Below are 25,106 nucleotides of genomic sequence, written 5' to 3'. Positions count from 1 at the left end.
CGCGCCCGCGAAGAGGGCACAAGGTCTTTCCGGATCCGGCCTCATCGCTCATGCGGGAAGGTCAGGTCGTCTGCGTGCTCGCCAGCGTCGGCCGGCCGTCCGCCGACGTCTTCTCGCGCCTGCGCAGGAGCGACCATGCGCCGAGCGCCAGCGCGCCCCACGGGATCTCGATCGTGTAGGTCCAGAAGCCGAACAGGACGGCGGCCGCGGTCGCACCGCTCGCGGGCTGTCCGAAGGCGCCGATCAGCAGGGTCGCCACGCCGCCCTCCATGATCCCCGCACCGCTCGGCGTGACCACGACGGAGGTCAGCACCCGGCTCAGCGCGAACACGGCGATCGTCTCCGCGGGGCCGGGGTACGAGCCGGTGGCCACGAGGCAGCAGGCCATGATCAGGCACTGGAGGGCGAGGAAGGCGACCATCCCCAGCGACAGCCCCGCCCACTTGCGGTGGACGATCTCCGCGATGTCCCGGCGGAGCCGGTCGATCGCCGCGGAGGCGGCGTGCTCGGCGGGCCGGACCCGGTGGGGGACGATCCGGAGGAGCCCGTCGAGGGCCCGGCCGAGGACGGCCGCGGCGCGATCCCAGTACAGGGCCGCCGCCACGACGGCGACCAGGGCGACGATGGACACGGCCCCCACCCATCCGGCGTTCGCGATGGTCGGGTTGGCGGCCTTGCCCGCGATCAGCAGGGCGGCGATGCCGACGGCGGGCAGCAGGAACCTGAACAGGGTGTTCCAGATGCCGGTGACCAGCGTGTAGACCACGATGGGCCGGTTGGCGAACCCCCAGCCGCGCGTCATCCCGAAGGTCAGCGCGACCCCCGCCGCGCCGCCGAACGGGAGCAGGTTGCTGACCGCGCTTCCCGCCCCGTTGAGGGTCAGGGCCTGGAGGTGGGTGAGGCCGGGCAGCGCCGAGGTCATCACGAAGGTGTAGGCCCACAGGCTTCCCAGCCACAACACGGTCATCAGCAGGACCGTGTGCCAGCTCAGCCTGCCGAACTCACGCCCGATCTCGTGCCAGTTGACCTTGGCGCCGGTCAGCGTGTGCACGATCCACGGCAGGTAGACCACGAGCACGACGGCCAGCGCAAGGGACAGCGCCGACAGCGCGACACGTAGCCACTTGTTGTTCACTCGAGATGCCCCCAGTCGTCCTTGGTCGCCTCAAGTGTGCCGGGAGATCGGAAGAGCGGGATCCTCCTGACGGAGGATCGGCCCCCTAGGGGTTGCCGAAGGGATGCCTGAGGCGGGTCCCCGGGGGCAGTCCCCGCTGGACGAACCACTCGGTGCCGAACACGTACCGGTAGATCGGCGCCGGGATCCTGAGCATGGCGCCGAGCGTCCGGTCGCCGTTCCCGCCGCTGGCCTGGGTGGCGTGCGCGGCCATGGCGGTGCGCTTGGCCTTGGTGTGCCTGCGGACGTTCACCCGATGGGTGATGGTCTCCCCGGCGGAGTAGGCCCTCTCGAAGCTCCTCACGTCGAGTGCCGGATAGAAGCGGGCGGCGAGCCGCACCCCCTTGACGAGCCAGTCGCGGTTCACCGTCGCCTCCAGCACGATCGGCGTTCCGGCGATCTCGGCCGCCCGGCTGCCGACCCGGTACACCTGGACGTGGTCCGGGTGCCCGTACCCCCCGGAGGGGTCGTAGATCGTGACCAGGTCGGCCGTCTCCTCCTTGAGGATCGCGGCGAGGCGTTGCGCCGCCTCCTCGATGTCGACGTCGATGAACGCGTTGTCCGCCCGGTCGTCCGCCATGCCGCCGTCGATGGCCAGGCCCGAGTCGCCGTACCCGAGTTGCACCACCCGCGCGCATCCCAGCGCGGCCGCCGAGCTGCGCAGCTCGTCCATCCGGGCCCGGCCGAGCTCCTCGCCGTGGGGGAGCTCCGCGAGGCCGCGTTCTCCCGCGGTCGCGACGACGAGCACCACCCGATGCCCCTCGTCCGCCAGCATCGCCATGGTCCCCGCGGTCAGCAGGGCCTCGTCATCCGGATGGGCGTGGAAGAACACCGCCGTTTTCATCCCGTTCCGCCGAACGTTGTCATCGTGCTCCACGAAATGTTGTCCCGGTCCCTGCCCCATGATCCCACGTGCCGGTTCACGCCCACGGTCCACCCTCCCGGGGCGCTCCGGCGGTTTGATGGGCGACGCGCGCTCTGTCACGCTGGCCGGGTGAGGATCCTTCACGTCAGTGACTGCTACCTCCCACGGCTCGGGGGAATCGAGGTTCAGGTCGCCGACCTCGTCAGAGTGCAGCGGGAGGCCGGCCACAACGTCGAGGTCGCGACGGCGACACCGGGGGAGAGCCTGCCCGGGGTGCACCGCGTGGTGGCCCGCCTGCCCTTCGACCTGCCCGTGCATCCCCGCGGCACCACGCACCTGATCCGGAGGATGACCGCGGAACGGCCCGACGTGGTCCACGTACACGCGGGGGCGGCCTCGCCGTTCGCCTGGATGGGCGTGCGCGCCGCCGTGCGCGCGGGACTGCCGGTCGTCGTGACCGTCCACAGCATGTGGGATCCCGTGACGCGCGGCGCCTACCGGGCGTTGCAGAGCCTGTTCCAGTGGCGTCGCTGGGGTCTGGTCGCCACCGCCGTGAGCGAGGCGGCGGCCCGTCCGATCAGGGCGGTGGCCGGGCCGGACGTGCCCGTCCTCGTGGTGTCGAACGGGCTCGACGTCTCCGCGTGGCGCCCCACCGGCGAGCCGGCGCGGGGGGAGGAGGTCCACGTGGTGGCCGTCGGACGGCTGGCCCCGCGCAAGCAGCCGGTGCGGCTGCTCAAGCTGCTGGAGGGGGCACGCGCCCGAGTGCCGGCCGAGATCGCGATGCGGGCGACCATCGTGGGAGACGGGCCCGCGCGGGGACGGATGGAGCGGTACCTGCGCGCCAGGGGGATGGACTGGGTGGCGATGCCCGGCCGGTTCAGCAGGGATCAGATCAAGGAACTGCTCGCCTCGGCCGACGTCTTCGTCGCCCCGGCGCCCCGGGAGTCGTTCGGGCTGGCGGCGCTGGAGGCCCGCTCAGCCGGGATCCCCGTCGTGGCCCGGATGCAGAGCGGTGTGGCGGACTTCGTCCGTCCCGGCAAGGAGGGCCTGCTTGGGCGCACCTTCGACGAGCTGGTCACATCGGTGGCGACGCTGGCCCGGGACAGCGAGCTGCGCCATGCCATCGCCGGTCACAACCGGGCGACCGAACCGGTGAAGTCCTCCTGGCCTGCGGTTCTGGAGGGTTTCGGCCGCTGCTACGAACTCGCGGCTGAGACCTCCTCAGCGAGCCGGGGCCTCCCCGGTACGTCCGGACCCTCCTGAGAGGTCGGGGCCTCTCAAAAAGGGAGGACCTTGCCCGAAGGGGTGCGCAGGTCGACGGGCTCAGGGTGCTTCGGTGGCCGGGGACGGGGAATGATCTGCAGCTTCTTCATCGGGGGCTGCCCTCCTCTCCAACTCTTGGTGTCATGATTCCCACGAAATCATCGGGTTTATCCTCGCCAGGCCATTTCCGATTCACTTCTTGTTCTTGTACGGCGCGGGCGCTCGTAAAACCTCCGTCCGGCCTCACATCGGCCGGGCCGGTCGCGGACGATGTCGATTCCGGAGACACGGACGCACTCGGGATGCCGCCGGCCCCCGATGGAACCGCGGAAAAGAAAGCGGCGGCCGCCAGGGCCCCACGCCGTCGTGGAACACCTGGCGGCCGCCGTACGTGTCGTCGAGGCCCTCAGCGTGCGGGCGCCTCGCGGAGCCGCGGACGGAGCCTGACAGGGCGGGCCGGGGGACGCCCCGGCCGCTCGGACATCTCGCGCGCCGGCCGAGGCGTAAGAGCCGAATATGTCCACCATGTCCGGAGCGTAGGAAACCTATGTTTCCGCCAATGCGGGGAAATGTTTCAACTCTTGTCCCGCTGATTCGCCCGTACTCACAGGCCCCCGGCCGCCGGGGTCAGCTCACGGACGCGATGATCTTGTCGAAGACCGGGGTGAGCTTGGTGGCGGTGGCGGTGTCGGCGTTCACCAGGTAGACGTTCACCAGGCGGCCGCCACCCTCGACCAGGCCCTCCACGACGACCTTGTTCCGCTCGCACACGACGCCCTTGCCGGATTCACGTTCCTTCCCGCCGAACCCGGTGCACGAGTCGGTGAACGCCTGCCGGACCGTGGCCACGTCGCCTCCGGTCACGACGTCGGCCCGCATGGCCAGCGGGTCCCCTCCCTGCTGGAGCGCGTCCGGGCTGGTGAACAGGCAGACGGTCGCCTTGATGGATTCGGCGGTCTCCAGCGGGTGGTTCTCCTCCTTCTCCTCCAGCTTCCAGGTGAGGGAGGTGGCCTTCGTGAGGCTTTCGGCGCTCAGCGGGCAGCCGTCCGTGGGCTTCGCCGCGGAGTCGCCGGTGGAGCCGGCGGCGGACGTGCCGGAGCCTCCGGACGTCGCGGCGTCCCCGGACGTGCCGGTCGATCCGCAGCCCGCGAGGAACGTTCCGGCGATGACGGTGATCAATATCCTGCTCATGGTGGACCGCATGGGTCGCGACACCGATCCTTCTCGTTCAGGGGAGGCGCCCTTGCGGGGCCGGGGGTGCGAACGGCGGCACCGCCGTTTTCGACGTGACGTCGCACGTCGGTGCTCGCCGTGGAGACTACTGGCCGGAGCAGCCCGCCGCGCGGGCTCGCGGTCGCCGCTCCGGAGGCCTCAGAGCCGGTCCGCGGCCTTGGCGGCGAGCTCGAGCATGGGCTTCTTGTTCGCCGCCGGGTCGGTGAGAAGAACGAGCCGGATCCCCACCCAGGTGCCCGACTTCAGGAAGAAGATCATGCCGTCCTCGTAGTACGCCTCGTCGCCGACGCCGGGGACCGGGGTGAACTTGTGCTCGAGGGTGCGGTCGATGTCGAGGATCTTCTTCGCCCCGTCGCCCGCGTACACCTCCACCTGCGCCGTCGGCCCGGTGGGCGGCCCGGTGTATCTGCAGGAGCTGGGGTCGCCTGCGACGCCGTCGGCCAGTGGAGTCCCGGCCAGTTTCTCCGCCTCCTCGTGCGTCACGAGCTCGCACGCGACGACGGCTCCCGCGGGAGCCGCCGCGGCGTCGGTTGTAGCGGGGGCCGCGGCCGGCTCCTCGGTCACGGTGACGGTCACGGTGGCGGTCGGCGCGGGGTCCGTTGCGGACGCGCCGCAGCCCGCGACGGCGAGGGCGCCGGTGATGAGGGCCAGCGCCGTCGCCCACCGGAACCCGAGGGCACGCACTGATCGGCTGTTCATGAAGTCGACCTCAGCTCTTGCAGAGTGGAACGTCTGGTTGGGTGACGGTCCGGTTGACGATGTCCTTCTTGCGGATGTCCTTCTCCGCCGGGACCTTGACCTTCAGCGTTTTCTCGATCGCCTTGGCGAGCGGGGCGGAGAGGTTGATGCCCGCCCCGCCTCGCACGGTCAGGACGAGCGTCGTCCCCTTGCACTTCACGGCCGGCCCGGCGAGGGGGAGGCCCACGCGGCCGGCCGCCGACCCGTTGGTCAGCCCGAGCGAGGCGACGACACCCACGTAGGGCCCGGCCCCGGCGACGGGGAGGCCGACCATGATCCCGAAACGGAACTCCGCGGCCACGACGATGCCTTCGACGCCGATGGAGACGCCGCGCAGGGAGTCCATGATGCTCTTGCGCACCGAGAACGTAGGCGTCAGGACGGTCCCGCCGTCGAGCCCGAGCGGGCCGCTGAGCCCCCACTCGCCGCCGGCGGAGATCGTGGCGTTCTTCGCCGAGAACGCCGTCTCGACGAGGAGCTTGAACGTCTGCTTGAGGGTCGCGGGGAACCCGCCGATGAGGATCGGCTGCTTGAGCTCGACCGGCAGCTCGATGCGCGCCTTCTTGTTGTCGGTGTATCCGCCGCCCGCCCCCGCGTGCACGGTGATGGCGATGCCCGTGATCCCGAGCAACCGCAACTGGGGCTTGACGATGGTGCCGTTGGCGACGGTCATGCTGGACCTGACCCGCAGGTCGTTGAACTTCAGGGTGACGTCCAAGCCGACCTTCAGGCCCTTCTTGGCGGTCGCGGCATGGTCGGCGTGCAGCGTGAGCTGGGACGGGCTCTTGGCCGCCTGGATCTCCCAGGCGCCCACCTTGGACGTCTGCGCCGTCGGCCCCGGGCTCGGGGCACTCCGGTCGCGGGCGACCAGTTGGACGGCGGGAACGGCCACGGCCACCGTGCCGGACGAGGCCGCCGGCGCGAAGGCGGACACCACGCGGGGGCCGCTCGCGGCCTGCCCCGGCAGCGGGGCGGGCGGCGCGGCCGTCCCTCCGGACGAGGAGTCGCTCTCGGGGACGGAGACCGAGTCGGGGCCGGCCGTGTCGGGATCGACCTCCCCCAGGAGGTCGGGCAGGGGCTGGAAACGTTGTGCCGCGACGTCGATCGGCTGGTCGACCGAGAAGGAGCCGTTGCGCACGATGTCGGTCAGCTCGACAGGGGCGAGCGTCACCGCGAGGTCGTCGTTCGAACGTTCCACCCGTACGACGCGGCCGGCGGCCTCGCCCGTGACGAACATGACCTTGCCCGGCCGTACGTCGCCGGCGCCGTCGGCGTCCCCGTCGATCGTGTAGGTGAGACCGTCCTCGCTGATCGAGCGGATGACGGAGCCGCCACCCTTCACGATCACGACGTCCGGCTGGTACTCGACCGGCGATTCGGAGCGGGGGGCGTAACCGTAGGTGAGGTCGCCGTCCGCCTGAGGCGTGTCCGAACCGCCGCCGCCGCACGCGGCGACCAGCGCGAGGCACAGGACTGTAAGCGCTCCGCAGACGCCGCCGCGGAGCGATCGGAGCGGTCTCACGTGCGGTTCTGCGGGGTGAAAGGGGAGACCTCGATGCCGTCGGGGTCGTCGAAGTGATGGAAACCGCCTGACGCGGCCATCGGGCACCTCCGTCAGAGGAGCAGCGGGGGGAGCCGATGCTCTTTGGAGTAAGACTCTAGAGTCGTACTCTCATCGAATGGAGGGGGTCAAGGGACGACGTTCCGAACAGACGAAGAACAAGATTGTCGAGGCGGCGCACGCGCTGTTCATCGAGCACGGTTACGCCGGGACCACCTTCCAGGCCGTGGCCGACGGCGCGGGCGTCTCGGTCCAGACCGTCTACTTCCACTACGGAAGCAAGAGCAGGCTCCTCAAACGCGTCGTCGAGGTCGCCTCGGCGGGTGACGGCGAACCGGTCCCGCTGCTCGCCCGGCCTTCGTTCACCGCGCTCAAGGAATCCACGGATCCCGCCACGGCGGTGCGCCTCTGGGTGCGCGAGAGCGGCGCCGTCCTCGACCGGGTCGCACCCGTTCTCGCGGTGGTTCGCGACGCGGCGCCGAGCGACCCCGAAATGGCGGCCCAATGGGCGGAGAACAGCGACCGGCGCCGTGCCGCCCACGGGGCGTTCATCGCCGTCCTCACCGGCCTGCACGCCGTACGGCACGGCCTGAGCGAGCGCCGGGCGATCGACGCCGCCGTCGCGTTGTTGTCGCCGGAGTTGTTCCTCGTGCTGACCCGCGAGTGCGGGTGGACGGCGGCGGAATGGGAGACGTGGGCCGCCGACCAGTTGTCGCACGCCCTGCTGCCCGGATAGAGCCATCAGACGGCCCGACCGGCTCGGCCGGCTCCATCTCGGTGGGCCCGGCGGCGCGGAAGGGCCGACCCGTCATGGCCGGCCACTCACCCGACGGCTCACGCCATGGTCGCGGCGATCTGCTCGTAGGTGCGCAGCATGAGATCCCAGAAGCGGCCGGTGTCGATCGCGGTGCCGACGAGCGCGTTGGGGGTCCTGTCGCCGAGGCGGAAGTCCACCACGGTCATCCCCGAGGTGAACCGTCCGGCGGTCTCGACCTCGACCACGGCCTGCTGGACCTCGATCAGAGTCGGGTCGATGAGGTAGGCGATCGCGCAGGCGTCGTGGATGGCGGGTCCGCCCTCCGCGGTGACCACCCCGTAGAACTCGGCGCACGGGACGAGCAGGTCGGCGCCCAGCCGTCCCATCTCCCGCATCCGGTCCACGACGGCGGTCGTCGCGAGAGCGGTGCGGCTGACGTCCAGGCCGATCATGGTGACCGTCCAGCCCGCGGCGAACACGATGGCGGCGGCCTCGGGATCGGCGGCGATGTTGAACTCGGCCGCCGGGCTGTAGTTGCCCCGGGTGTAGGAGCCGCCGAGGATGACGAACTCGCGTGCCCAGTCCACGAGCCGGGGCTCCTTGCGGACGGCCAGCGCCACGTTGGTCAGCGGGCCGATGGCGACGAGCGAGATCTCCCCGGGGGCGGACGCCAGCGTGTCGATGATGAAGTCGACCGCGTGGCCGTCCGCGGGGGGAAGAGCCGGCGCCGGCAGCCGCACCTGCCCGAGCCCCGAGTCCCCGTGCACCTCCGCCGCGTCGATCCTGGCCCGTAACAGGGCGCCCGCGCTGCCCGGGACGACGGGGACCTCGGGAAAACCGAGGAACTCGCGGAGGCGCAGCGCGTTCTCCGTCGTCTTCGCCAGTGAGACGTTGCCCCCGACCGTGGTGATCCCGATGATCTCCACCTCGGAGCTGCCGTGGGCGAGGGTGATGGCCAGCGCGTCGTCGATGCCGGGGTCGCAGTCGATCAGGATCTTCTTCACCCGGGCAGCGTAAACCGGAGGGGCGCGGCGCCTTCTCTCCGGCCGCCCATTGATCTATCTGATAAGCGTGTGGTGCCTGATTTGGCGGCGCTTTCTCAAGGCGATCTCCATCTGACGCTCCATGATCCGGGCGCGCTCGTGATCTCCCTGGCGGGCGCTGGACGCGGCGAGATTCGCCACCACGGCCAGGACGGCTTCCGCGACATCCTGCAGACGCGATTGCGACGACCAGATCTCGCTCATCGGGTCGAGCCCGAGGACATTCATCATCGCCCGCACGGAACGGCATTTCGCGGCCGCTCCTTCGTGGTCTCCCGCGTCGAGCTCGGCGTTGCCCGCGCCGACCGCCGAGTGGACGACGGCCAGGGCCCGCGACACGTTCAGGTCGCTGTCCATGGCCGCGCTGAACTGCGGCGGAAGCGAGCCGAGGGCCGAACCGACCCGGAGCACGAACCGTTCGATCCGGCGGTAGGCCGTGGCCGCCTCCTCGACCGCCTCGACCGAGAATTCGACCGGTGAGCGATAATGGGCGGCGGCCAGGTAATAGCGGAGTTCCACCGGCCGAATCCGATCCAGGACGGCCCGGACGGCGAGCGGGTTGCGCACGTGTTTGCGGATTTTCTCGCCGCGGTGGGTGACCGGACCGTTGTGCAGCCAAAAACGCGCGAACGCGTCTCCCGCGGCGTGTGACTGGGCCATTTCGTTCTCATGATGGGGGAATATCAGATTGGCGCCGCCGCCGTGGATGTCGAATTCCGCGCCGAGATATTTGCGGGCCATCGCCGAACATTCCAGATGCCATCCCGGCCGCCCTTCGCCCCAGGGCGCCGACCAGACGGGCTCGCCGGGCTTCGCGCGTTTCCACAGGGCGAAATCACGGGGGTCCCGCTTTCCCCGTTCGTTTTCCCCGGCCTCGCGCATGTGCTGCGCCTGCTGCCGCGAGAGCGACCCGTAATGGGGATAGGAGTCGACCGCGAAATAGACGTCGCCGTCCGACTCGTAGGCGTGGCCGGTGGCGACGAGCTGCTCGATCATCTCGATCATCTCGGGGATGTGCCCGGTCGCCCGGGGCTCCACGCTGGGCGGAAGGCATCCCAGCGTCGAGTAGGCGCGGGCGAAGGACCGGTAGACGGGGCCGGTGATCCGCCACCACGGCGTCCCCTCGGACAGAGACCTGCTGATTATCTTGTCTTCGATGTCCGTGACATTCCGGCATAGCAGGACTTTGTAGCCGGTGCTTTTCAACCAGCGGTGAAGAATGTCAAAACTCACCTGTGACCTGATCTGCCCGACATGCGGGGGAACGACGACGGTGGGACCGCACAGGTAAATCGACACCCTTCCGGGAATTCGAGGGGTGAAATCGCGGAGCATGCGACGACGCGTGTCGTAAAGGCGAAGACCCACCTATCCGAGGGTAAGCGACTAATCCGCTCGCTGTCGATAGCGCTACGCGGGCATGCGGCGCACAACACGGAATACGGATTGTGAGACGTGCGGAAGCGGGAATAAGCGGACGGAGTCCTGTGGTTCGCGCTGACATGGAGACGACGAATCGGGGCCGCGTCCGCGTCGAGACGACGGCCAAGCGTGTGCGGGCCTACGTGGACGGCCGGCCGGTGGCCGACAGCACCCACGCCCTCCTGGTCTGGGAGAGCCCGCACTACCCGACCTACTACTTCCCGGCCGGCGACGTCGACACCGACTCGCTCAAGGCGACCGGCGGGACCAAGCACTCACCCAGCCGGGGTGACGGCCTCCTCCACGACGTGGGGGAGCGGAGGGACGCGGCCCTCCTCTATGGGGACGACGCCCCCTTGGCGGAGATCCGCGGGCATGTCCGGCTCGACTGGGATTCCATGGACAACTGGTTCGAGGAGGACGAGGAGGTCTTCGTCCACGCCCGTGATCCGTACACGCGGGTGGACATCCTCCCGAGCTCCCGGCACATCCGGGTGGAGGTCGGCGGGGTCACGGTCGCCGACTCGCGGCACGCGCGGATCCTGTTCGAGACCGGGCTGCGGCCGCGCTACTACCTGCCGAAGACCGACGTGCGGCTCGACCTGCTGACGCGTTCCGGCACGGTGACCCACTGCCCGTACAAGGGCACGGCCGAGTACTGGTCGATCGGAGAGGGCAAGGACCTCGTCTGGTCGTATCCGACGCCCCTGCCCGAGAGCCAGAAGATCGCCGGCCTCGTCTCGTTCTACAACGAGAAGCTGGACATCTACGTGGACGGCGTCCTCGAGCAGCGGTGAGCGGCGGGCGGCTCAGCGGCGGATGACGTGCAGGACGCTCGCGATGCGCTCGGCGGCGGTGACGACGTCGGAGGCGTGCCCGATGCGACCGGCCCACGACAGCCAGTACCACCACTCGCCGTCGCTGGCGTTCGACGCGAGCACGTCCTCGGCCATGGCGGGGACCATCGGGTTGACCACGCGCAGCCGGGGATACAGCCCGGCCGGCGCCGACAGGCGTACCTGGAACGAATGGGCCTCCAACTGGGCGGCGAGCCGCTCCAGATGGTCCATCGCCTCGCTGCGATCTGGCGTCATGGTCGGCCTCCGGAGGATGTCGGTACCTTTCACCTGGAAGCCTGAACCCGACCGGTCCGACCGGCAATCGGCGCCCATCCGAGAAACCGTGCAATAACCAGGGATTTCATTGATATTCCGTGGAACATCCTCGGGTCTGCGGCCACGAACGGATAACGGTGCGAAGGCTCGGGTGCACCGCACTTTACATTTGGGAAACATCCGTGCAGGGCGACACTCCAACTGCGGAGGGCAGCGCACATGGCCCGTGGAGAGCATTCACCCGCATGCGCCCGGCGCTGGCGTGAGCAGGCGGAAGGCCGCCAGTGGACGCTCTGGCAGACCGTCCAGGCGATCCACGGATGTTGCGGTGTGAGCCTGCTCAAGGCGCACCGCCTCGGCCGCGGGTGGTCGGCCAGGCAGGCGATCGAGGAGCTGGAGTTCCTCTGCGAGCAGCAGTCGCTCGGGTCGCCCCGCGCCAGCATCGACCTGCTGAACGCGTGGGAGAACAACCGGGCGAGGCCCCGCCCGCAGACGATCGACCTGCTCGCCCGGCTGTACCGGGCCAACGCCGTACGGCTCGGCCTCGCCGCCGACTACTGCGAGGACCAGGGCGGGCAGAAGGTCGTGGTCGTCGGCCCGGGCGCGTCCGACGAGACCGTGCATCTGGAGGAGGCGGGCGACGACGCCGAGCGGCGGGCGCTGTTCCACCAGGCGATGCTCCTCGGCACTCCCAACGGCCGGTTCTTCGCCGAGGTCGAGGGCACCCGGCACGACCTCGACAGGACGCTGGCCGCCGGGTCCGTGACCGAGGACCAGCTCGACCGGCTGGACGAGCAGGTGCTGCGCTACCGCCGCGAGTACATGACCACGCCGCCGATGCCGATGTTGTGCCGCGTGATGCTGGAGATCTCCGACGTGCGGAAGCTGAGCGCGGCCCGCCAGCCGTCCTCGGTCCAGCGCCGCCTGCTGACCGCGACGACGATGCTCGCCCTGCTCTCGGCGGACGCGCTGATGAAGCTGGGCGACACCCGCCAGGCCCACTCCTGGTACGGCACGGCCCGTGCCGCCTCCGACGACGTGGGGGACCTGAGGTTGCGCGCCCTCGTCCGCGCGCAGCAGACGATGTTGCTCTACTACTACGGCGACCTCAACGAGACCGTGCGGCTGGCGAGGGAGGCCCGGATGCTCGCGGGGTCGGCCCCGAGCTCCCCCGCGGCGCTGGCGGCGGCCGCCGAGGCCCGGGCGCTCGCCCGGATGGGGGACGGCAAGGCCGCCAGGCTCGCCCTGGCCGAGGCCGAGCAGATCTTCGCCAGGATGCGCGGCATGAGCCAGGACGACCTGGCCTTCGTCTTCACCGAGAAGCGCATGAAGTTCTACCGGACCGGGACGCTGATCGAACTGGGCGACGCCGAGGACTTCGACGGTCTCGACGGGTCGTCCTCCGGCTTCCACACGATCGACCCGGCTCTCATCCAGCTCGACCAGGCCAGCCAGCTGGCCCGGCACGGGGAGCACGCGGAGGCGTGCAGGATCGCGGCCGACGCGCTGAGACAGGTGCCGGCCGAGCATCGCACGTCGATCGTCGTCACCCGCGCGAAGGCGCTGCTGGCCGACACCGACCCGGCCCTGCCGTCCGTACGGCACCTGCGGCAGGTCCTGTCGGAGTCCTCACCGCGGCTCGCGCTGGACCGCGTGCTGTGAGGCGGCGATGAGGGCCGGGGGCGGCGGCCTGCCGCTCGCCGAGGAGGCGTTCGGCCTTCTGCGTGAGGTGTGCGGCCAGTTGGGGGTGGACTCCCGGGGCGCCCAGCTCATGCGGTTGCGCAGCAACGCGGTGTTCAAGCTGCGCGGCGACATGGTCGTGCGGATCGCCACCGCCCCCGACGCCCTGACGCGGCTGCCCGTGGTGCTGGCGGTCGCCCGCTGGCTCGCCGACCGGGGTTTCCCGACCGTGCGCCCGGTGGATGAGATCCCCGGCCAGCCGATCGTCCACGACGACAGGGCGGTGACCTTCTGGCGGTACGTGCGGGCCCGGGGCCGTCCCACCACGCACGAACTCGGCCGGATCCTGCGGAACCTGCACCGCGAGCCCGTCCCGCCCATGCCGCTGCGCCGGCTCACCGACCCCCTCGCGGAGGTGCGCCACGCCGTCGAGCACCGGGCGGAGGTGCTGACCGCCGGCCAGCGGGCCTGGCTCGGCGACCGGATCGAGGAGCTCACCGGGCGCTGGGGCGACCTGGAGACCGGCCCTCCCGTCCTGCTGCACGGCGACGCGTGGATCGACAACCTGCTGCGCTGCCAGGACGGCCACGTCGTGCTGCTGGACTGGGACGGGGTCGCGGTCGGCCCCCGGGAATGGGACCTCGTGCACACCTACCACGGGCAGCGTCGCTTCGGCCTGTCCGCCGCCGACGTCGAGGAGTTCGCCCGGGCGTACGGCGCCGACCTGCGACTGTGGCCCGGCTACGGCACCCTGATGGAGGTCAGGGACATGTACGCGGTCGGAATCCACATCCGCAACGCCCTGGGAGACCCGTTCTCCCGGCAGGAACTTCCCCGCAGGCTCGACTCGTTGACCCGTGGTGACGGCCACGCGAGGTGGTACATGGCATCGCCCGCATAGGTACTCGGCGATCCGGGTACTCTCCGGATAGGCTGTTGTTGTTGCAACGGTGATTTCCTAGAACGTGTTTAGCCAAAGCGCGTGCTGGGGAATCTCCCGGCAGCGGGCGTGCTTGCTTGCTTTTCCAGCGTCATACGCGGATGCAGGGTAAGGTCCGCTGAGCAGCCCCGTGTCTCCGACCTGGTGACATGGTGAGGCTCCCGTAAAGGAGAAGCAGTTGTCTGAAGGCACCGTCAAGTGGTTCAACGCCGAAAAGGGCTTCGGGTTCATCGCGCCTGACGACGGTACACCTGACGTGTTCGTTCACTACTCGGCAATCACCTCGAGTGGTTACCGGAGCCTGGACGAGAACCAGCGCGTCAGTTTCGTGACCGTTCAGGGCGCCAAGGGTCCGCAGGCCGAGCAGGTCACGCCCCTCTAGGCTCAAAAGAGAAGTTCGAACACTCGGGCTCGCTTCCAGAGCCCGACATAGCGAAAAATCCGGGCCCGCGTCGCACCTTGCGGCGCGGGTTTCCGGATGTTTTACCGGCTTTTTGCCGGGAAGTCGCTTTCTCCATGAGGCTGAGCGTCACATCGGATCTGTGGTGGAAGAACGCGGTCGTTTACTGTCTTGATATCGAGACATATGCCGACGGAAACGGCGACGGAGTCGGGGACTTTCGCGGGGCCGTCGAACGAATCGACCACCTCGACCGGATGGGCGTGACGTGCATCTGGCTGATGCCGTTCTTTCCCAGCCCCGACTGTGACGACGGCTACGACATCACCGATTTCTACGCCGTGGATCCGCGGCTGGGCACGCTCGGTGACTTCGTGGAGTTCATGCGCGTCGCCAGGGACCGGGGCATCCGGGTGATCGCCGACCTGGTCGTCAACCACACGTCCGACCGGCACCCGTGGTTCCTGGACGCCCGATCGGCCCGGGACTCGCGGTATCGCGACTGGTACATCTGGTCCGACGAACCCGAGCCCGACGACCCCGAGGGCGTGGTGTTCCCCGACAAGGAGAACAGCCTGTGGGAGTTCGACGAGAAGACGGGCCAGTACTACTTCCACCGGTTCTACCGGTTCCAACCTGATCTCAACACCTCCAACCCCGAGGTGCGTGACGAGATCGCGCGGATCCTCGGGTTCTGGATGGAACTCGGCCTCTCCGGGTTCCGCGTCGACGCCGTGCCGTTCCTGGTGGAGCAGGTCACCGACTCCGGCGACGGCAGGCTCCCCGACCCGCACGAGTTCTTCGCCGACCTGCGCGCCTTCCTGAACCGCAGGAACGGCGGGGCCGCGCTGCTCGGCGAGGTCAACCTGCCCTACGACGACCTGGTGAAGTACTTCGGCGACTCGCTCGGCAACCAGATCACGATGTGCTTCGACTTCATCGGCATGCAGAACATGTACCTCTCACTGGCGCGCGGCGACGCCGGGCCGCTCGCCGCGGCGCTCAGGGAGCGTCCCCGACCGCCCAGGGACGCCCATTGGGCGACCTTCGTCCGCAACCACGACGAGCTGACGCTGGACAAGCTCAGCGACTCCGAGCGCCAGGAGGTCTTCGCGGCCTTCGGCCCGGACGAGGACATGCAGCTCTACGGCCGCGGCCTGCGGCGGCGCCTGCCCACCATGCTCGGGGGCGACATGGGGCGGATCAAGATGGTCTACAGCCTGCTGTTCTCCCTGCCCGGGACCCCCGTCCTGTTCTACGGGGAGGAGATCGGCATGGGCGAGAACCTCGACCTGGAGGGCCGGCAGGCCGTACGCACGCCGATGCAGTGGACCCCCAACCGCAACGGCGGCTTCAGCACGGCCGACCCCGCGAAGATCCACAACGTCGTGCCCTCCGGGGACTACGGCCCCGAGCGCGTCAACGTCAGCGCCCAGCAGCGCGACTCCGACTCCCTGCTGCTGTGGATCACCCGGCTCATCCGGCACTACCGGGACTGTCCCGAGCTCGCCTGGGGCGACTACGCCGTGCTCGACTGCGGGGCCCGCTCCGTGCTGGCCCACCGGGCCGACGCGGACGGGGAGACCGTCCTCGCCGTGCACAACTTCAGCGAGCGGGAGACGGAGGCCGAGGTCGTCCTGGAAGGCCTCGACTCGTCCAAGGTGCTGACCGATCTCCTCGTGGACGGGACCGTGGAGATCTCCGACGAGGGACGCGCGCGGTTCCGCCTCGGCAGGTACGGATGCCGCTGGTTCCGCGTGTCCACCCCCGAGACCGCCCCCGCCGACTCCGCGGGTTCTTCCTAGGGGGAGCCTCAGGGGCCGGTCCGGTGGATCTCCGATGGGCCGGCGTCCTCCCCGCGGCCAGAGTGATTTGCCATGGGGATGTCTTTTACCTTTGCTGGAAACCCGTATGACGTCGCACGACGCGGAAGGGACCGGGTGTCCGCCGAGCGGCCGGCGGATCTCACCCGGGTCGCGGCCCACGCGCTGATCGGCGCGGGCTGCCTCGGCATGGTGCTCCTGCACCTCGTGTCAGGGCTCGACCCTCTGCACGACGTGATCAGCCAGTTCGTCTTCGCGCCGTACGGCTGGCTGCTGCCCGTCTCGCTGGTGTCGCTCGCGTGCGGCTCGGCGCTGGTGGCCCTGCGGCTGGCGCGGCTGGACCGCGGGGTGGCGCTGCTGACCGGGCTGTGGAGTTGCTGCCTGCTGCTGGTGGCCGGATTCCCCACGGACAGGCCGGGGTTGTCCCTGTCGATGTCCGGGGGGATCCACCGATACGCGGCGGCCGTCGCCTTCGTCAGCGTGCCGGTCGCGGGGCTGATCCTCGCCCGGGTCGCGGGCTCGCGACTGATCCGGGTGCTCAGCGTGGTCACGCTGGCGCTGGCCGCCCTGGTGCTCGCGCCGTACGTCGCCAAGACGCTGGGTCATGACCTCGGGATGATCCCCGCCGGACTGACCCAGCGCCTGACCGTGTTCTCCGATCTGACCGGGTTGATCGCGATGGCGCTCCTGCCCGCCTGCGCGGCGGCGCCACGGCGGCGGTCAGATCAGGCCGAGCTCCCTGACGGCGTCGCGCTCGTCGATCAGCTCCTGGACGGAGGCGTCGATGCGGGTACGGGAGAACGCGTCGATCTCCAGACCCTGGACGATCTCCCAGCGGCCGTTCTTCGACACGACGGGGAACGAGGAGATGATGCCCTCGGCCACGCCGTACGAGCCGTCGGAGGGGATGGCGGCCGAGGTCCAGTCGCCCTCGGGAGTGCCGTTGACCCAGTCGTGGACGTGGTCGATCGCGGCGTTGGCCGCCGACGCAGCGGAGGAGGCGCCGCGGGCCTCGATGATCGCCGCACCGCGCTTGGCCACCGTCGGGATGAAGGTGTCGCGCAGCCAGTCCTCCTCGACCTGCTCAGCGGCGATCTTGCCGCCGACCTCGGCGTGGAAGAGGTCCGGGTACTGCGTGGCGGAGTGGTTGCCCCAGATCGTCATCTTCCTGATCTCGGAGACCGGGACGCGCAGCTTGGCGGACAGCTGCGAGAGCGCCCGGTTGTGGTCGAGGCGCGTCATCGCGGTGAACCGCTCGGCGGGGACGTCGGGCGCCGCCGACTGGGCGATGAGGGCGTTGGTGTTGGCCGGGTTGCCGACGACCAGGACGCGGATGTCGTCGGCCGCGTGGTCGTTGATCGCCTTGCCCTGGGGGCCGAAGATGCCGCCGTTGGCCTGGAGGAGGTCGCCCCGCTCCATTCCCGCCGTACGCGGCCGGGCGCCGACGAGCAGCGCGATGTTGGCGCCGTCGAAGGCCTTGGCCGGGTCGTCGGAGATCTCGATGCCCCGCAGCAGCGGGAACGCGCAGTCGTCGAGCTCCATCGCGGTGCCCTCGGCGGCCTTGACCGCCTGAGGGATCTCCAGCAGGCTCAGCGTCACCGGGGTGTCGGCGCCCAGGAGCTGGCCTGAGGCGATGCGGAAGAGCAGCGCGTAACCGATCTGGCCGGCCGCGCCGGTGACGGTCACTTTGACGGTCATGACGATCCCCATTCGCGATAAGTGTGACTCACGGATGCTACTCGCCCGGAGCCCCGCAGGCGGTGCTGAGGTGTCCCCAGCGCGCCCCGCCTCCTCGGGCCGGCCGGCGGTCGCGTCATGATCTATCCCGCTGTCCGTCCTTCGAGCGGAACAGGCCGGCCGCGGGCACTGGCGACGCCGCCATCAAGCCATCGCGAGACGATGCCACTACCAGCGCAGATCCCAACAGTGATCTCATGGTGTCACTGGAGTATCAGTGGTGCCGACTGCCGGGAAGCCTGGACGGCGGTCAGTACAGGCTGTGCCGGCGTGGGGTGGTGCGCTGCTCGTAGCGGAGGTAGTCCGCCGGCAACTCAGCTGAACTGGACCCACGTGACAGACCGAACAGGGCGGCGACGGCAGTGAGAAGCAGTAGAGGCCCGCACCACGCCAGCCAGATCGCCCAGAACGGCACTGGGCCGTCCGCGAACGGGAGCCATGTGATGAGGCTCAGCACGGTGCCCCAAAACAGCAGCGGCCTGAGGCCGCCCGCTTGCTCAAAGTCGCTCTTGGCCTGGTCGGGCATCGTGCACGGGTCCCTGGGCTTCTGGTAAGCGGGCGGGGAGTACAGCGGTTCAGGGTGCCGTGGCGGCGGCACGACTGGCGGCGACGTGACGGCAGCCGTCGGAAGCATGGGGGGCGACGCCTGCTGCGGCTCAGTCGGAGTGCCCGGCTGGGCCGAACGGGCCGTCATGAGCCGTGTCCACGCCTCCAGGTAGCGCGCGGACACGTCGGCTGGTTCGGTCAGCTCCGCAGTCAGGACATCGACGATCGCGGTCAACGGGCCCGGCCGACGCGGTAGCGCGTCCTGGGCGAAGAGAGCGGCGAGCGTACTCTTGGCCATCGCGTGGCGTGGCGCGACCTGGGACATCCGCAGGGCGATGTCCCGGTAGCTCAGCCCGCTCCTGACCCGCAGCGCGCGCAGCGCATCCATGAATTCCCGCTCGGTCCGGATGACCTTGGGCGCGGCGCAATCCATCCCGGCCGGATGCTCGTCCTGGGCTCGCATACGAGCAGTATGTGCTGCCGCCGATGGGATAGACCAGCACTGGGATGTCCGTTCCTGTCCAGACTTGTCCGACACCGCGCGGCACTCGACGTCGGGGGCGTTCAGGCAGCGTGGGTGACCGCAGACGAGGGCCTAGCGCAGATCCCAGCCATGATCTCACTGGAGTTCTAGGCCGCCGCGCTCGCGGATGTCGCCGTTCAGGCGGCGCCGGGGTGGGAGGGGCCGTGCGGATCCCGGCAGTGCGGGCCCTCCTCGCCGATGATCAGAAGTTCGGGAGAGGCGTGGTCCACCTGGAGCGTCGTGTGCTCGATGCCGTACGCGTCGTGCAGCATGGCCTCGGTGGCCTGCCGTACGGCGTGGCAGTCGGAGCCGGGGGCGACGAGCACGTGCGCGGAGAGCGCGGCGTAGCCCGACGTGACCGTCCAGATGTGGAGGTCGTGCACCTCGACGACGTGCTCCGTCGCCGCCATCCGTGCGCCGATCTCGTCGGGCGCCATCCCCGGGGGAGCCGCCTCGAGGAAGACCCGGCCGGAGTCGCGGACCAGGCCCCAGCCCGCCTTGGCCATCAGGGCCGCCACGACCAGGGCGGCGATGGCGTCCGCCCGGGCCCACCCGGTGAGCCAGACCACGAGACCCGCCGCCGCGGTGGCGATGAAGGCGTAGAGGTCGCTGAGGATGTGCTGGAACGCGCCTTCGACGTTGAGGCTCGACCGGTTGGCCTTGCTGATGAGCCAGGCCGCGACCACGTTGACGACGATGCCCACGAGACCGGTCACGGTCACGAGCACGCCCTCGACCACAGGCGGCGACACCAGCCGGTGCACGCCTTCGGCGACGAAGAAGACCGTGAGCAGCAGCAGCGTGATGCCGTTGATCTGCGCGCTGATGATCTCCACGCGCTTGAGCCCGTAGGTGAAGCCGCCCTTGGCGGGACGGGCGGCGATCCGCATGGCGACGAGCGCCAGCCCGATCGCGGCCGCGTCGGTCAGCATGTGGCCGGCGTCCGAGAGCAGCGCCAGGGAGCCGGCCACCAGACCGGTCACCACCTCGGCCGCCATGAAGCCGAGGATCAGGAGCAGCGCCCCGATGAGAGGCCGCCGGTCGGCGTCCGCACGCACGGCGTGCCCATGCCCGTGCCCGTGCTCATGGTCGTGTTCCGCGTCGTGCCGGTGTTCCGCCGTGTCGTGATCCGCGTCGTAGGCGAGGCCGTCTCCGGGGCCGCGTCCCCCCTCGCCGCCGGGTCCCGGTGCGTGCCTTCGGCCGCGGGCGGCCCGCTGGTCAGTCACGGGAGCCGGCCTCGTCATGGGTCACGTGGGTGAGGCCGAGATCGAAGAGCATCCGGACATGTGAGTCGGCCAGCCGGTAGTACGCCATCCGGCCGGACCGCCGCACCTTCACCACGCGGTTGAGCCGGAGCAGTCGCAGCGCGTGGGAGACGGCCGACTCGCTCTGGCCGCATGCCGCCGCGAGGTCGCAGACGCACATCTCCCCGCCTTCGAGGAGCGCGGCCATCAGCCGGAGCCGCCCGGGATCGGACAGGAGCCCGAACACCTGGGCTAGGCCCTCGATCGCCGGCTCAGGGGGGAGCGACGCCATGACGGCGCTCACCCGGTCGGCGTCGACCACCCGTGCGTGTGAAGAGGTGCTCATATGAGCGATGGTATGCGCCGAATAGGCGTTTGGCCCGGCGACTCCCGTGATGCCGCCGTCAGAGGGCCCGGCCGGCCGCGGCGCCCACGGCCGGCCGCCGGGATGAACGGGTCAGGCGTAGTGATCGCGGCTTCCGCCGGAGCGGGTCAGCTTGACGACGACGGACACGATCAGCGCGACGGCGCCGATGATCAGTAGCCACTTCAGCGCCCCGAAGATGAGGCCGATGACCGAACCGAGCAGGAAGAAGCCGACGATGACCGCCGCTGCGATGAGGAGAATGCGTCCCATGTCTTCACCGTAAGCGCCGCCCACCCTGCGATCACAGGGCGGGCGGCCAAGTTCAGGGGCGCCTCAGGGACATCTCAGGGGTCAGTCGTTGGCGTGGAGCGCGGAGTTCAGCTCGATGCCCGTGCCGGCCCGGTAGACCGCCTCGACCGCCCCGGTCGTGGAGTTGCGGCGCAGCAGGAGCCCGCTCTTGCCGGACAGCTCCCTGCCCTTCACGACCTCGCCGCCGGGCAGGGTGACCTTGGTGCCCGCCGTGACGTAGAGGCCGGCCTCGACCACGCAGTCGTCGCCGAGGGAGATGCCGATCCCCGAGTTGGCGCCCAGGAGGCACCGCTCGCCGACGGAGATGATCTCCTTGCCGCCGCCGGACAGGGTGCCCATGATCGAGGCGCCGCCGCCGACGTCCGAGCCGTCGCCGACGACGACCCCGGCCGAGATCCTTCCCTCCACCATCGACGCGCCGAGGGTTCCGGCGTTGAAGTTGACGAAGCCCTCATGCATGACGGTGGTGCCGCTCGCCAGATGCGCGCCGAGCCGTACGCGGTCGGCGTCGGCGACGCGGACCCCGGCGGGCAGCACGTAGTCGACCATCCGGGGGAACTTGTCCACCCCGTAGACGGTCACGGGGCCCCGGGCGCGCAGGCGGAGCCGTACGGCCTCGAAACCCTCCACCACGCACGGGCCGTGATTGGTCCACACGACGTTGGCCAGCACGCCGAAGACCCCGTCCAGGTTGAGGCCGTGGGGGCGCACGAGGCGGGAGGACAGCAGATGGAGCCGCAGGTACGCGTCGTGGGCGTCGGCGGGCGGCGCGGACAGGTCGGCGATCCCGGTGCGCACCGCCACGACCTCGACACCACGGGCGGGGTCCGGCCCGACAAGCGCGGCCAGGTCCTCGTCGAGATCGGCGACCGTGAGGCGCTCCGTTCCGATGACGGGCGGCTCGCCCAGTGCGGGGGAGGGGTACCACGTGTCGAGGACGGTGCCGTCCGCCGCGATCGTCGCCACACCGATTCCGTGGGCGCCCGAGGTTGTGGGGTCCATAGCTGTCATGGCACCCAACGCTACCGGCATCGCCAGGTGAGAGCCGTGCGTGGCTGCGCCTGAGACGAACCGCGGACGAACCGTCGATTTTCCCGCTAAATCCCCTGGTTTTATGGCATTTCAGGTTAATTCGCGTCGCCCTTGGGGAGAACTCGTTCCCCGGAAGGTTCTGCGCCATTCGCGGAGTCTGGCGATCCGCGTGGACGCCGATGGAGGGGCGAATGACCGACGTGCAGGCGTACGCCCGGAAGTGCTTCCGCGGCGCCACCACCGACCGGGTCGGCGTCGAGCTGGAGTTCCTCGTCTTCGACGCGGAGGTCCCCGCGAAGCACGTCCCCATCGCCCGGACCACGGCCGCCCTCCCGTCGTTGCCGGGCGGCAGCCGGATCACGTTCGAACCGGGCGGGCAGCTCGAACTCTCGGCTCCGCCGGGTCCGCTCGCCCAGGCCGTCGCCGATCTCGTCGCCGACGTCGACGCCGTACGGCTCGCGCTGGCCGGGGCCGGCCTGACGCTGGGGGCGTCGGGCCTCGACCGGCTGCGGCAGCCGATCCGCCAGCTCCACGAGCCGCGCTACGACGCCATGGCGGCCTATCTCGGCGTGCCGTACGGGGTCGCGATGATGTGCTCGACGGCCTCGATCCAGGTCAACGTGGACTTCGGCGCCGACCCCGCGGAGCGGTGGGCCCGCGCCCACGTGCTGGGGCCGGTCCTGCTCGCGGCCTTCGCCAACTCGCCCGCCGACGGGTGGATGTCCGGCCGTCAGGCGGTGTGGTTCAACCTGGACCCGACCAGGACAGCCTCGGCGGCGGCGGGCGGCGACCCGGCCGGCGACTGGGCCGGCTACCTGCTGGACGCCGGTCTCATGATGATCAAGGACGGCGACGGCTTACGCCCCGTGCCGGCCGGATCGGCGTTCCGCGACTTCGAGGTCGTGGCCGGACGGCCGCCGGAGGAGGACGACGTCGCCTACCACGCGACCACCCTCTTCCCGCCCGTACGGCCACGAGGCTGGCTCGAGATCCGCTATCTCGACGCCCAGGGGGCCGACGAGTGGCCGGTCTGCGCCGCCGTCGTGAGCGCCCTGCTCATGGACGACCGCGCGGCCGCCGTCGCGCTCGAGGCCGCCGCGCCGGTGCGGGACAACTGGGTGCAGGCCGCCCGGTTCGGTCTGGCCGACCCCGCTCTGCGCGCGGCGGCCGCGACGTGTTTCCTGGCGGCGGCCGAGGCGCTTCCCCGGCTGGGGGCCGAGCCCTGGCTGACGGCCCGGGTCCGCGCCTTCGCCGCCAAGCACATCGAGCCCGGTCGCTCGCCGGCCGTCGATCTGATGGAGGAGATGTACGCGTGAGCGATTCCATCAAGGTCCCTGACGTGACCGCCCTCAAGGAGAAGATCGCCGCCGAGCTGGCCACCGTGCGTGCCCGCTCCCTGACCTACACCGACATCGACGAGGCCGTGCTCGTCCGCCAGCACTCGCCTCTGATGTCCCCTCTCGTGTGGGACCTCGCCCACGTCGGCAACTACGAGGAGCTCTGGGTGCTGCGCGAGGTCGGCGGGATCACCCCGCTCCGGCCGGAGATCGACGACCTCTACGACGCCTTCACGCACACGCGGGGCGACCGGCCCGGCCTGCCGCTCCTCGGGCCCGGTGAGGCCAGGAGCTACATCGCCGGAGTGCGCGGACGGGTCCTCGACGTGCTGGACAAGATCGATCTCGACGACCCGGATCCGCTGCGGGCGGGAGGCTTCGTCTTCGGGCTGGTCGTGCAGCACGAGCACCAGCACGACGAGACCATGCTCGCCACCCTGCAGCTGTCCCGGCAGCCCGGACTGGTGCGCGAGGGCGACCTGCCGCCCGGCCGCTCCCCGAATCTCGGCGCGTCCGGCGAGGTCCACATCCCCGGGGGGATCTTCACGATGGGCGCCGGCGCCGCGCCCTGGGCGTACGACAACGAGCGGCCCGCCCATCGCCTGTACCTGCCGGGCTACTGGATCGACCGGTTCCCCGTGAGCAACGGCGCCTACGCGGAGTTCGTCGCCGCGGGCGGGTACGAGGATCCGCGCTGGTGGACGCCCGCGGGCTGGCAGTGGGTGGAGACCAAGGGCGTCCGCGCCCCCCTCTTCTGGACGAGGGACGGCGACATCTGGTGGCGCATCAGGTTCGGACGCGAGGAGCCGGTGCCGCAGGACGAGCCGGTGCAGCACGTGTCCTGGTACGAGGCCGACGCCTACGCCCGGTGGGCGGGCAGGCGGCTTCCGACCGAGGCCGAGTGGGAGAAGGCCTGCGGCGGGCGCACCTATCCCTGGGGTGACGCCGATCCCACGCTCGACCAGGCGAACCTCGGCCACCTGGCGGCGCGTCCCGCGCCGATCGGCGCCTACCCCCAGGGCGCGAGCCCGTACGGGGTGGAGCAGCTCATCGGGGACGTCTGGGAGTGGACCGACTCCTGGTTCGGGCCCTACCCGGGCTTCCGGAGCTTCCCCTACAGGGAGTACAGCGAGGTCTTCTTCGGCCAGGAGTACCGGGTGCTGCGCGGCGGCTCCTGGGCCACCCACCCCTCCGCCGTCCGGAGCACGTTCCGCAACTGGGACTATCCGATCCGAAGGCAGATCTTCTCCGGGTTCCGGTGCGCCCGCTCGGAGGAATAGATGTGCCGCCACGCGGCCTGGCTGGGGCCGTCGCGGAGCCTGGCCTCGCTGATCTTCGAGCCTGAGTACGGGCTGCTCCCGCAGTCGTACGCCCCGCGGATGCAGCGGTTCGGGAGCGTCAACGCCGATGGATTCGGGGTGGGATGGTACGACCCGTCCCGCCCCGAGCCGGTCCGCTACCGCAGGTCGATCCCGATCTGGACGGACGCGAACCTGCGCGCCATCGCCGACGTCGCGCGCTCCTCGTGCCTCATGGCCGCCGTACGGTCCGCGACCGTGGGCATGCCCGTCGAGGAGTCGGCCACCGCCCCGTTCGCGGACGGGAGCTGGCTGCTCAGCCACAACGGCCGCGTCCGGCGGGAGGCCGTCGTCCCGATGGCGCCGGGCTCGGAGAGCGCCTGCGACTCGGCGTGGCTCGCCTCCGCCGTGTTCGCGCGGCTCCGTGAAGGGATGCCGCTGGCCCAGGCGCTGCCACTCGTCGTCAGGGCCGCCGCGGAGGCGGACCCCGGCGCCCGGCTCAACCTCCTCGTCTGCGGGGGAGCCGAGCTGGCCGCCACGACCTGGGGCGACACTCTGTTCGCCCATCTGGGGCAGGGCGTGCTCATCGCCAGCGAGCCGCTCGACGACCGCTCCGGATGGCAGGCCGTACCCGACCGCAACCTCCTGCTCGCGTCCCCCGACGGCGTGCTCGTGACACCGATCCACTGAGGAGTGACA

At 70.3% G+C, this 25,106-nt stretch carries 24 protein-coding genes and 1 pseudogene; 11 read left to right on the top strand and 14 right to left on the bottom strand.

The features are described 5' to 3' along the window. Positions 1–61: 61 nt before the first annotated feature. The gene (locus Pph01_RS13175; protein ID WP_204073340.1) at positions 62–1,135 is read right to left on the bottom strand and encodes a lysylphosphatidylglycerol synthase domain-containing protein; all 1,074 of its coding nucleotides are present in this window, start codon (positions 1,133–1,135) and stop codon (positions 62–64) included. A gap of 85 nt (positions 1,136–1,220) precedes the next feature. Beyond that, positions 1,221–2,018: a PIG-L deacetylase family protein gene (locus Pph01_RS13170; protein ID WP_239116655.1), complete on the bottom strand. Its 798-nt coding sequence runs from the start codon at positions 2,016–2,018 to the stop codon at positions 1,221–1,223. A 150-nt stretch (positions 2,019–2,168) separates the two neighbouring features. On the opposite strand from Pph01_RS13170, the gene Pph01_RS13165 reads away from it, so the two are divergent. Continuing rightward, complete coding sequence (locus Pph01_RS13165) at positions 2,169–3,302, top strand: glycosyltransferase family 4 protein (RefSeq protein ID WP_204073339.1); 1,134 nt, start codon at positions 2,169–2,171, stop codon at positions 3,300–3,302. Positions 3,303–3,929: 627 nt separating this feature from the next. Here the strand turns inward: Pph01_RS13165 and Pph01_RS13160 are convergent. From Pph01_RS13160 to Pph01_RS13150, 3 genes are all read right to left on the bottom strand, one after another. Next, positions 3,930–4,493: a hypothetical protein gene (locus tag Pph01_RS13160; RefSeq protein WP_204073338.1), complete on the bottom strand. Its 564-nt coding sequence runs from the start codon at positions 4,491–4,493 to the stop codon at positions 3,930–3,932. 180 nt (positions 4,494–4,673) lie between these two features. Further along, positions 4,674–5,234 carry a hypothetical protein gene (locus tag Pph01_RS13155; protein ID WP_204073337.1) on the bottom strand — a complete coding sequence of 187 codons (561 nt, stop codon included), beginning with the start codon at positions 5,232–5,234 and terminating at the stop codon, positions 4,674–4,676. Between the two features lie 10 nt (positions 5,235–5,244). Then, on the bottom strand, positions 5,245–6,795 hold the full coding sequence (locus Pph01_RS13150) for a hypothetical protein (protein ID WP_204073336.1): 1,551 nt from the start codon (positions 6,793–6,795) through the stop codon (positions 5,245–5,247). Between the two features lie 157 nt (positions 6,796–6,952). Between Pph01_RS13150 and Pph01_RS13145 the strand changes: the two genes are divergently transcribed. Continuing rightward, entirely contained in the window at positions 6,953–7,570 is a 618-nt protein-coding gene (locus Pph01_RS13145) for a TetR/AcrR family transcriptional regulator (protein ID WP_204073335.1), read from the top strand. A 98-nt stretch (positions 7,571–7,668) separates the two neighbouring features. Here Pph01_RS13145 and Pph01_RS13140 read toward each other — a convergent pair whose 3' ends face one another. After that, a complete protein-coding gene (locus Pph01_RS13140; RefSeq protein WP_204073334.1) occupies positions 7,669–8,595 on the bottom strand; it encodes a nucleoside hydrolase in 927 nt (308 codons plus the stop codon). Positions 8,596–8,649: 54 nt separating this feature from the next. Then, positions 8,650–10,002, bottom strand: coding sequence for a cysteine--tRNA ligase (gene cysS / locus Pph01_RS13135; RefSeq protein ID WP_239116654.1), 1,353 nt, complete (start codon positions 10,000–10,002; stop codon positions 8,650–8,652). Between the two features lie 134 nt (positions 10,003–10,136). Between cysS and Pph01_RS13130 the strand changes: the two genes are divergently transcribed. Continuing rightward, positions 10,137–10,853 carry a DUF427 domain-containing protein gene (locus tag Pph01_RS13130; RefSeq protein WP_204073333.1) on the top strand — a complete coding sequence of 239 codons (717 nt, stop codon included), beginning with the start codon at positions 10,137–10,139 and terminating at the stop codon, positions 10,851–10,853. Between the two features lie 12 nt (positions 10,854–10,865). On the opposite strand, the gene Pph01_RS13125 is transcribed toward Pph01_RS13130, so the two are convergent. After that, entirely contained in the window at positions 10,866–11,150 is a 285-nt protein-coding gene (locus Pph01_RS13125; protein WP_204073332.1) for a hypothetical protein, read from the bottom strand. Positions 11,151–11,390: 240 nt separating this feature from the next. Here Pph01_RS13125 and Pph01_RS13120 point away from each other — a divergent pair, with 240 nt between their 5' ends. The 5 genes and pseudogenes from Pph01_RS13120 to Pph01_RS43680 form a co-directional block, all read left to right on the top strand. Continuing rightward, positions 11,391–12,833 carry an NsdA family TPR-like regulatory protein gene (locus Pph01_RS13120; RefSeq protein ID WP_204073331.1) on the top strand — a complete coding sequence of 481 codons (1,443 nt, stop codon included), beginning with the start codon at positions 11,391–11,393 and terminating at the stop codon, positions 12,831–12,833. Between the two features lie 7 nt (positions 12,834–12,840). Continuing rightward, positions 12,841–13,752, top strand: coding sequence for a phosphotransferase enzyme family protein (locus Pph01_RS13115; protein WP_204073330.1), 912 nt, complete (start codon positions 12,841–12,843; stop codon positions 13,750–13,752). 217 nt (positions 13,753–13,969) lie between these two features. Then, positions 13,970–14,173 carry a cold-shock protein gene (locus Pph01_RS13110; protein WP_203881548.1) on the top strand — a complete coding sequence of 68 codons (204 nt, stop codon included), beginning with the start codon at positions 13,970–13,972 and terminating at the stop codon, positions 14,171–14,173. A 134-nt stretch (positions 14,174–14,307) separates the two neighbouring features. Then, positions 14,308–15,996 (top strand): alpha-amylase family protein, encoded by a 1,689-nt coding sequence (locus Pph01_RS13105; RefSeq protein WP_204073329.1) that lies wholly within the window; start codon positions 14,308–14,310, stop codon positions 15,994–15,996. A gap of 72 nt (positions 15,997–16,068) precedes the next feature. Continuing rightward, positions 16,069–16,641: pseudogene (locus Pph01_RS43680) on the top strand (DUF998 domain-containing protein); the annotation flags it as partial. Positions 16,642–16,734: 93 nt separating this feature from the next. Here the strand turns inward: Pph01_RS43680 and Pph01_RS13095 are convergent. The 6 genes from Pph01_RS13095 to dapD all read right to left on the bottom strand — a co-directional run bounded on the left by Pph01_RS13095 (position 16,735) and on the right by dapD (position 21,742). Continuing rightward, positions 16,735–17,712, bottom strand: coding sequence for a malate dehydrogenase (locus Pph01_RS13095; protein WP_204073328.1), 978 nt, complete (start codon positions 17,710–17,712; stop codon positions 16,735–16,737). 289 nt (positions 17,713–18,001) lie between these two features. After that, positions 18,002–18,760: a hypothetical protein gene (locus Pph01_RS13090; protein WP_204073327.1), complete on the bottom strand. Its 759-nt coding sequence runs from the start codon at positions 18,758–18,760 to the stop codon at positions 18,002–18,004. A gap of 197 nt (positions 18,761–18,957) precedes the next feature. Then, entirely contained in the window at positions 18,958–20,046 is a 1,089-nt protein-coding gene (locus tag Pph01_RS13085; protein ID WP_239116652.1) for a cation diffusion facilitator family transporter, read from the bottom strand. Next, positions 20,039–20,410, bottom strand: coding sequence for an ArsR/SmtB family transcription factor (locus Pph01_RS13080; RefSeq protein WP_204073325.1), 372 nt, complete (start codon positions 20,408–20,410; stop codon positions 20,039–20,041). Before Pph01_RS13080 ends, Pph01_RS13085 begins: the two co-directional genes overlap by 8 nt. A gap of 111 nt (positions 20,411–20,521) precedes the next feature. Beyond that, positions 20,522–20,701: a hypothetical protein gene (locus tag Pph01_RS13075; RefSeq protein WP_204073324.1), complete on the bottom strand. Its 180-nt coding sequence runs from the start codon at positions 20,699–20,701 to the stop codon at positions 20,522–20,524. A gap of 81 nt (positions 20,702–20,782) precedes the next feature. Continuing rightward, positions 20,783–21,742: a 2,3,4,5-tetrahydropyridine-2,6-dicarboxylate N-succinyltransferase gene (dapD, locus tag Pph01_RS13070; protein WP_275412828.1), complete on the bottom strand. Its 960-nt coding sequence runs from the start codon at positions 21,740–21,742 to the stop codon at positions 20,783–20,785. A 221-nt stretch (positions 21,743–21,963) separates the two neighbouring features. On the opposite strand from dapD, the gene Pph01_RS13065 reads away from it, so the two are divergent. The 3 genes from Pph01_RS13065 to egtC are packed head-to-tail and all read left to right on the top strand — an operon-like array spanning position 21,964 to position 25,097. Next, entirely contained in the window at positions 21,964–23,088 is a 1,125-nt protein-coding gene (locus Pph01_RS13065; RefSeq protein WP_204073322.1) for a glutamate-cysteine ligase family protein, read from the top strand. Then, entirely contained in the window at positions 23,085–24,389 is a 1,305-nt protein-coding gene (gene egtB, locus Pph01_RS13060) for an ergothioneine biosynthesis protein EgtB (RefSeq protein ID WP_239116651.1), read from the top strand. The genes Pph01_RS13065 and egtB overlap by 4 nt, the downstream gene beginning before the upstream one ends. Continuing rightward, positions 24,390–25,097, top strand: a complete 708-nt coding sequence (egtC, locus tag Pph01_RS13055; protein ID WP_204073321.1) for an ergothioneine biosynthesis protein EgtC — start codon at positions 24,390–24,392, stop codon at positions 25,095–25,097. It begins immediately after the preceding gene. Positions 25,098–25,106 lie beyond the last annotated feature (9 nt).

The sequence above is a fragment of the Planotetraspora phitsanulokensis genome (assembly GCF_016863295.1).
In the GTDB taxonomy this organism is placed as follows: Bacteria; Actinomycetota; Actinomycetes; order Streptosporangiales; family Streptosporangiaceae; genus Planotetraspora; species Planotetraspora phitsanulokensis.
This window is presented reverse-complemented; position numbering and strand designations above follow the sequence as displayed.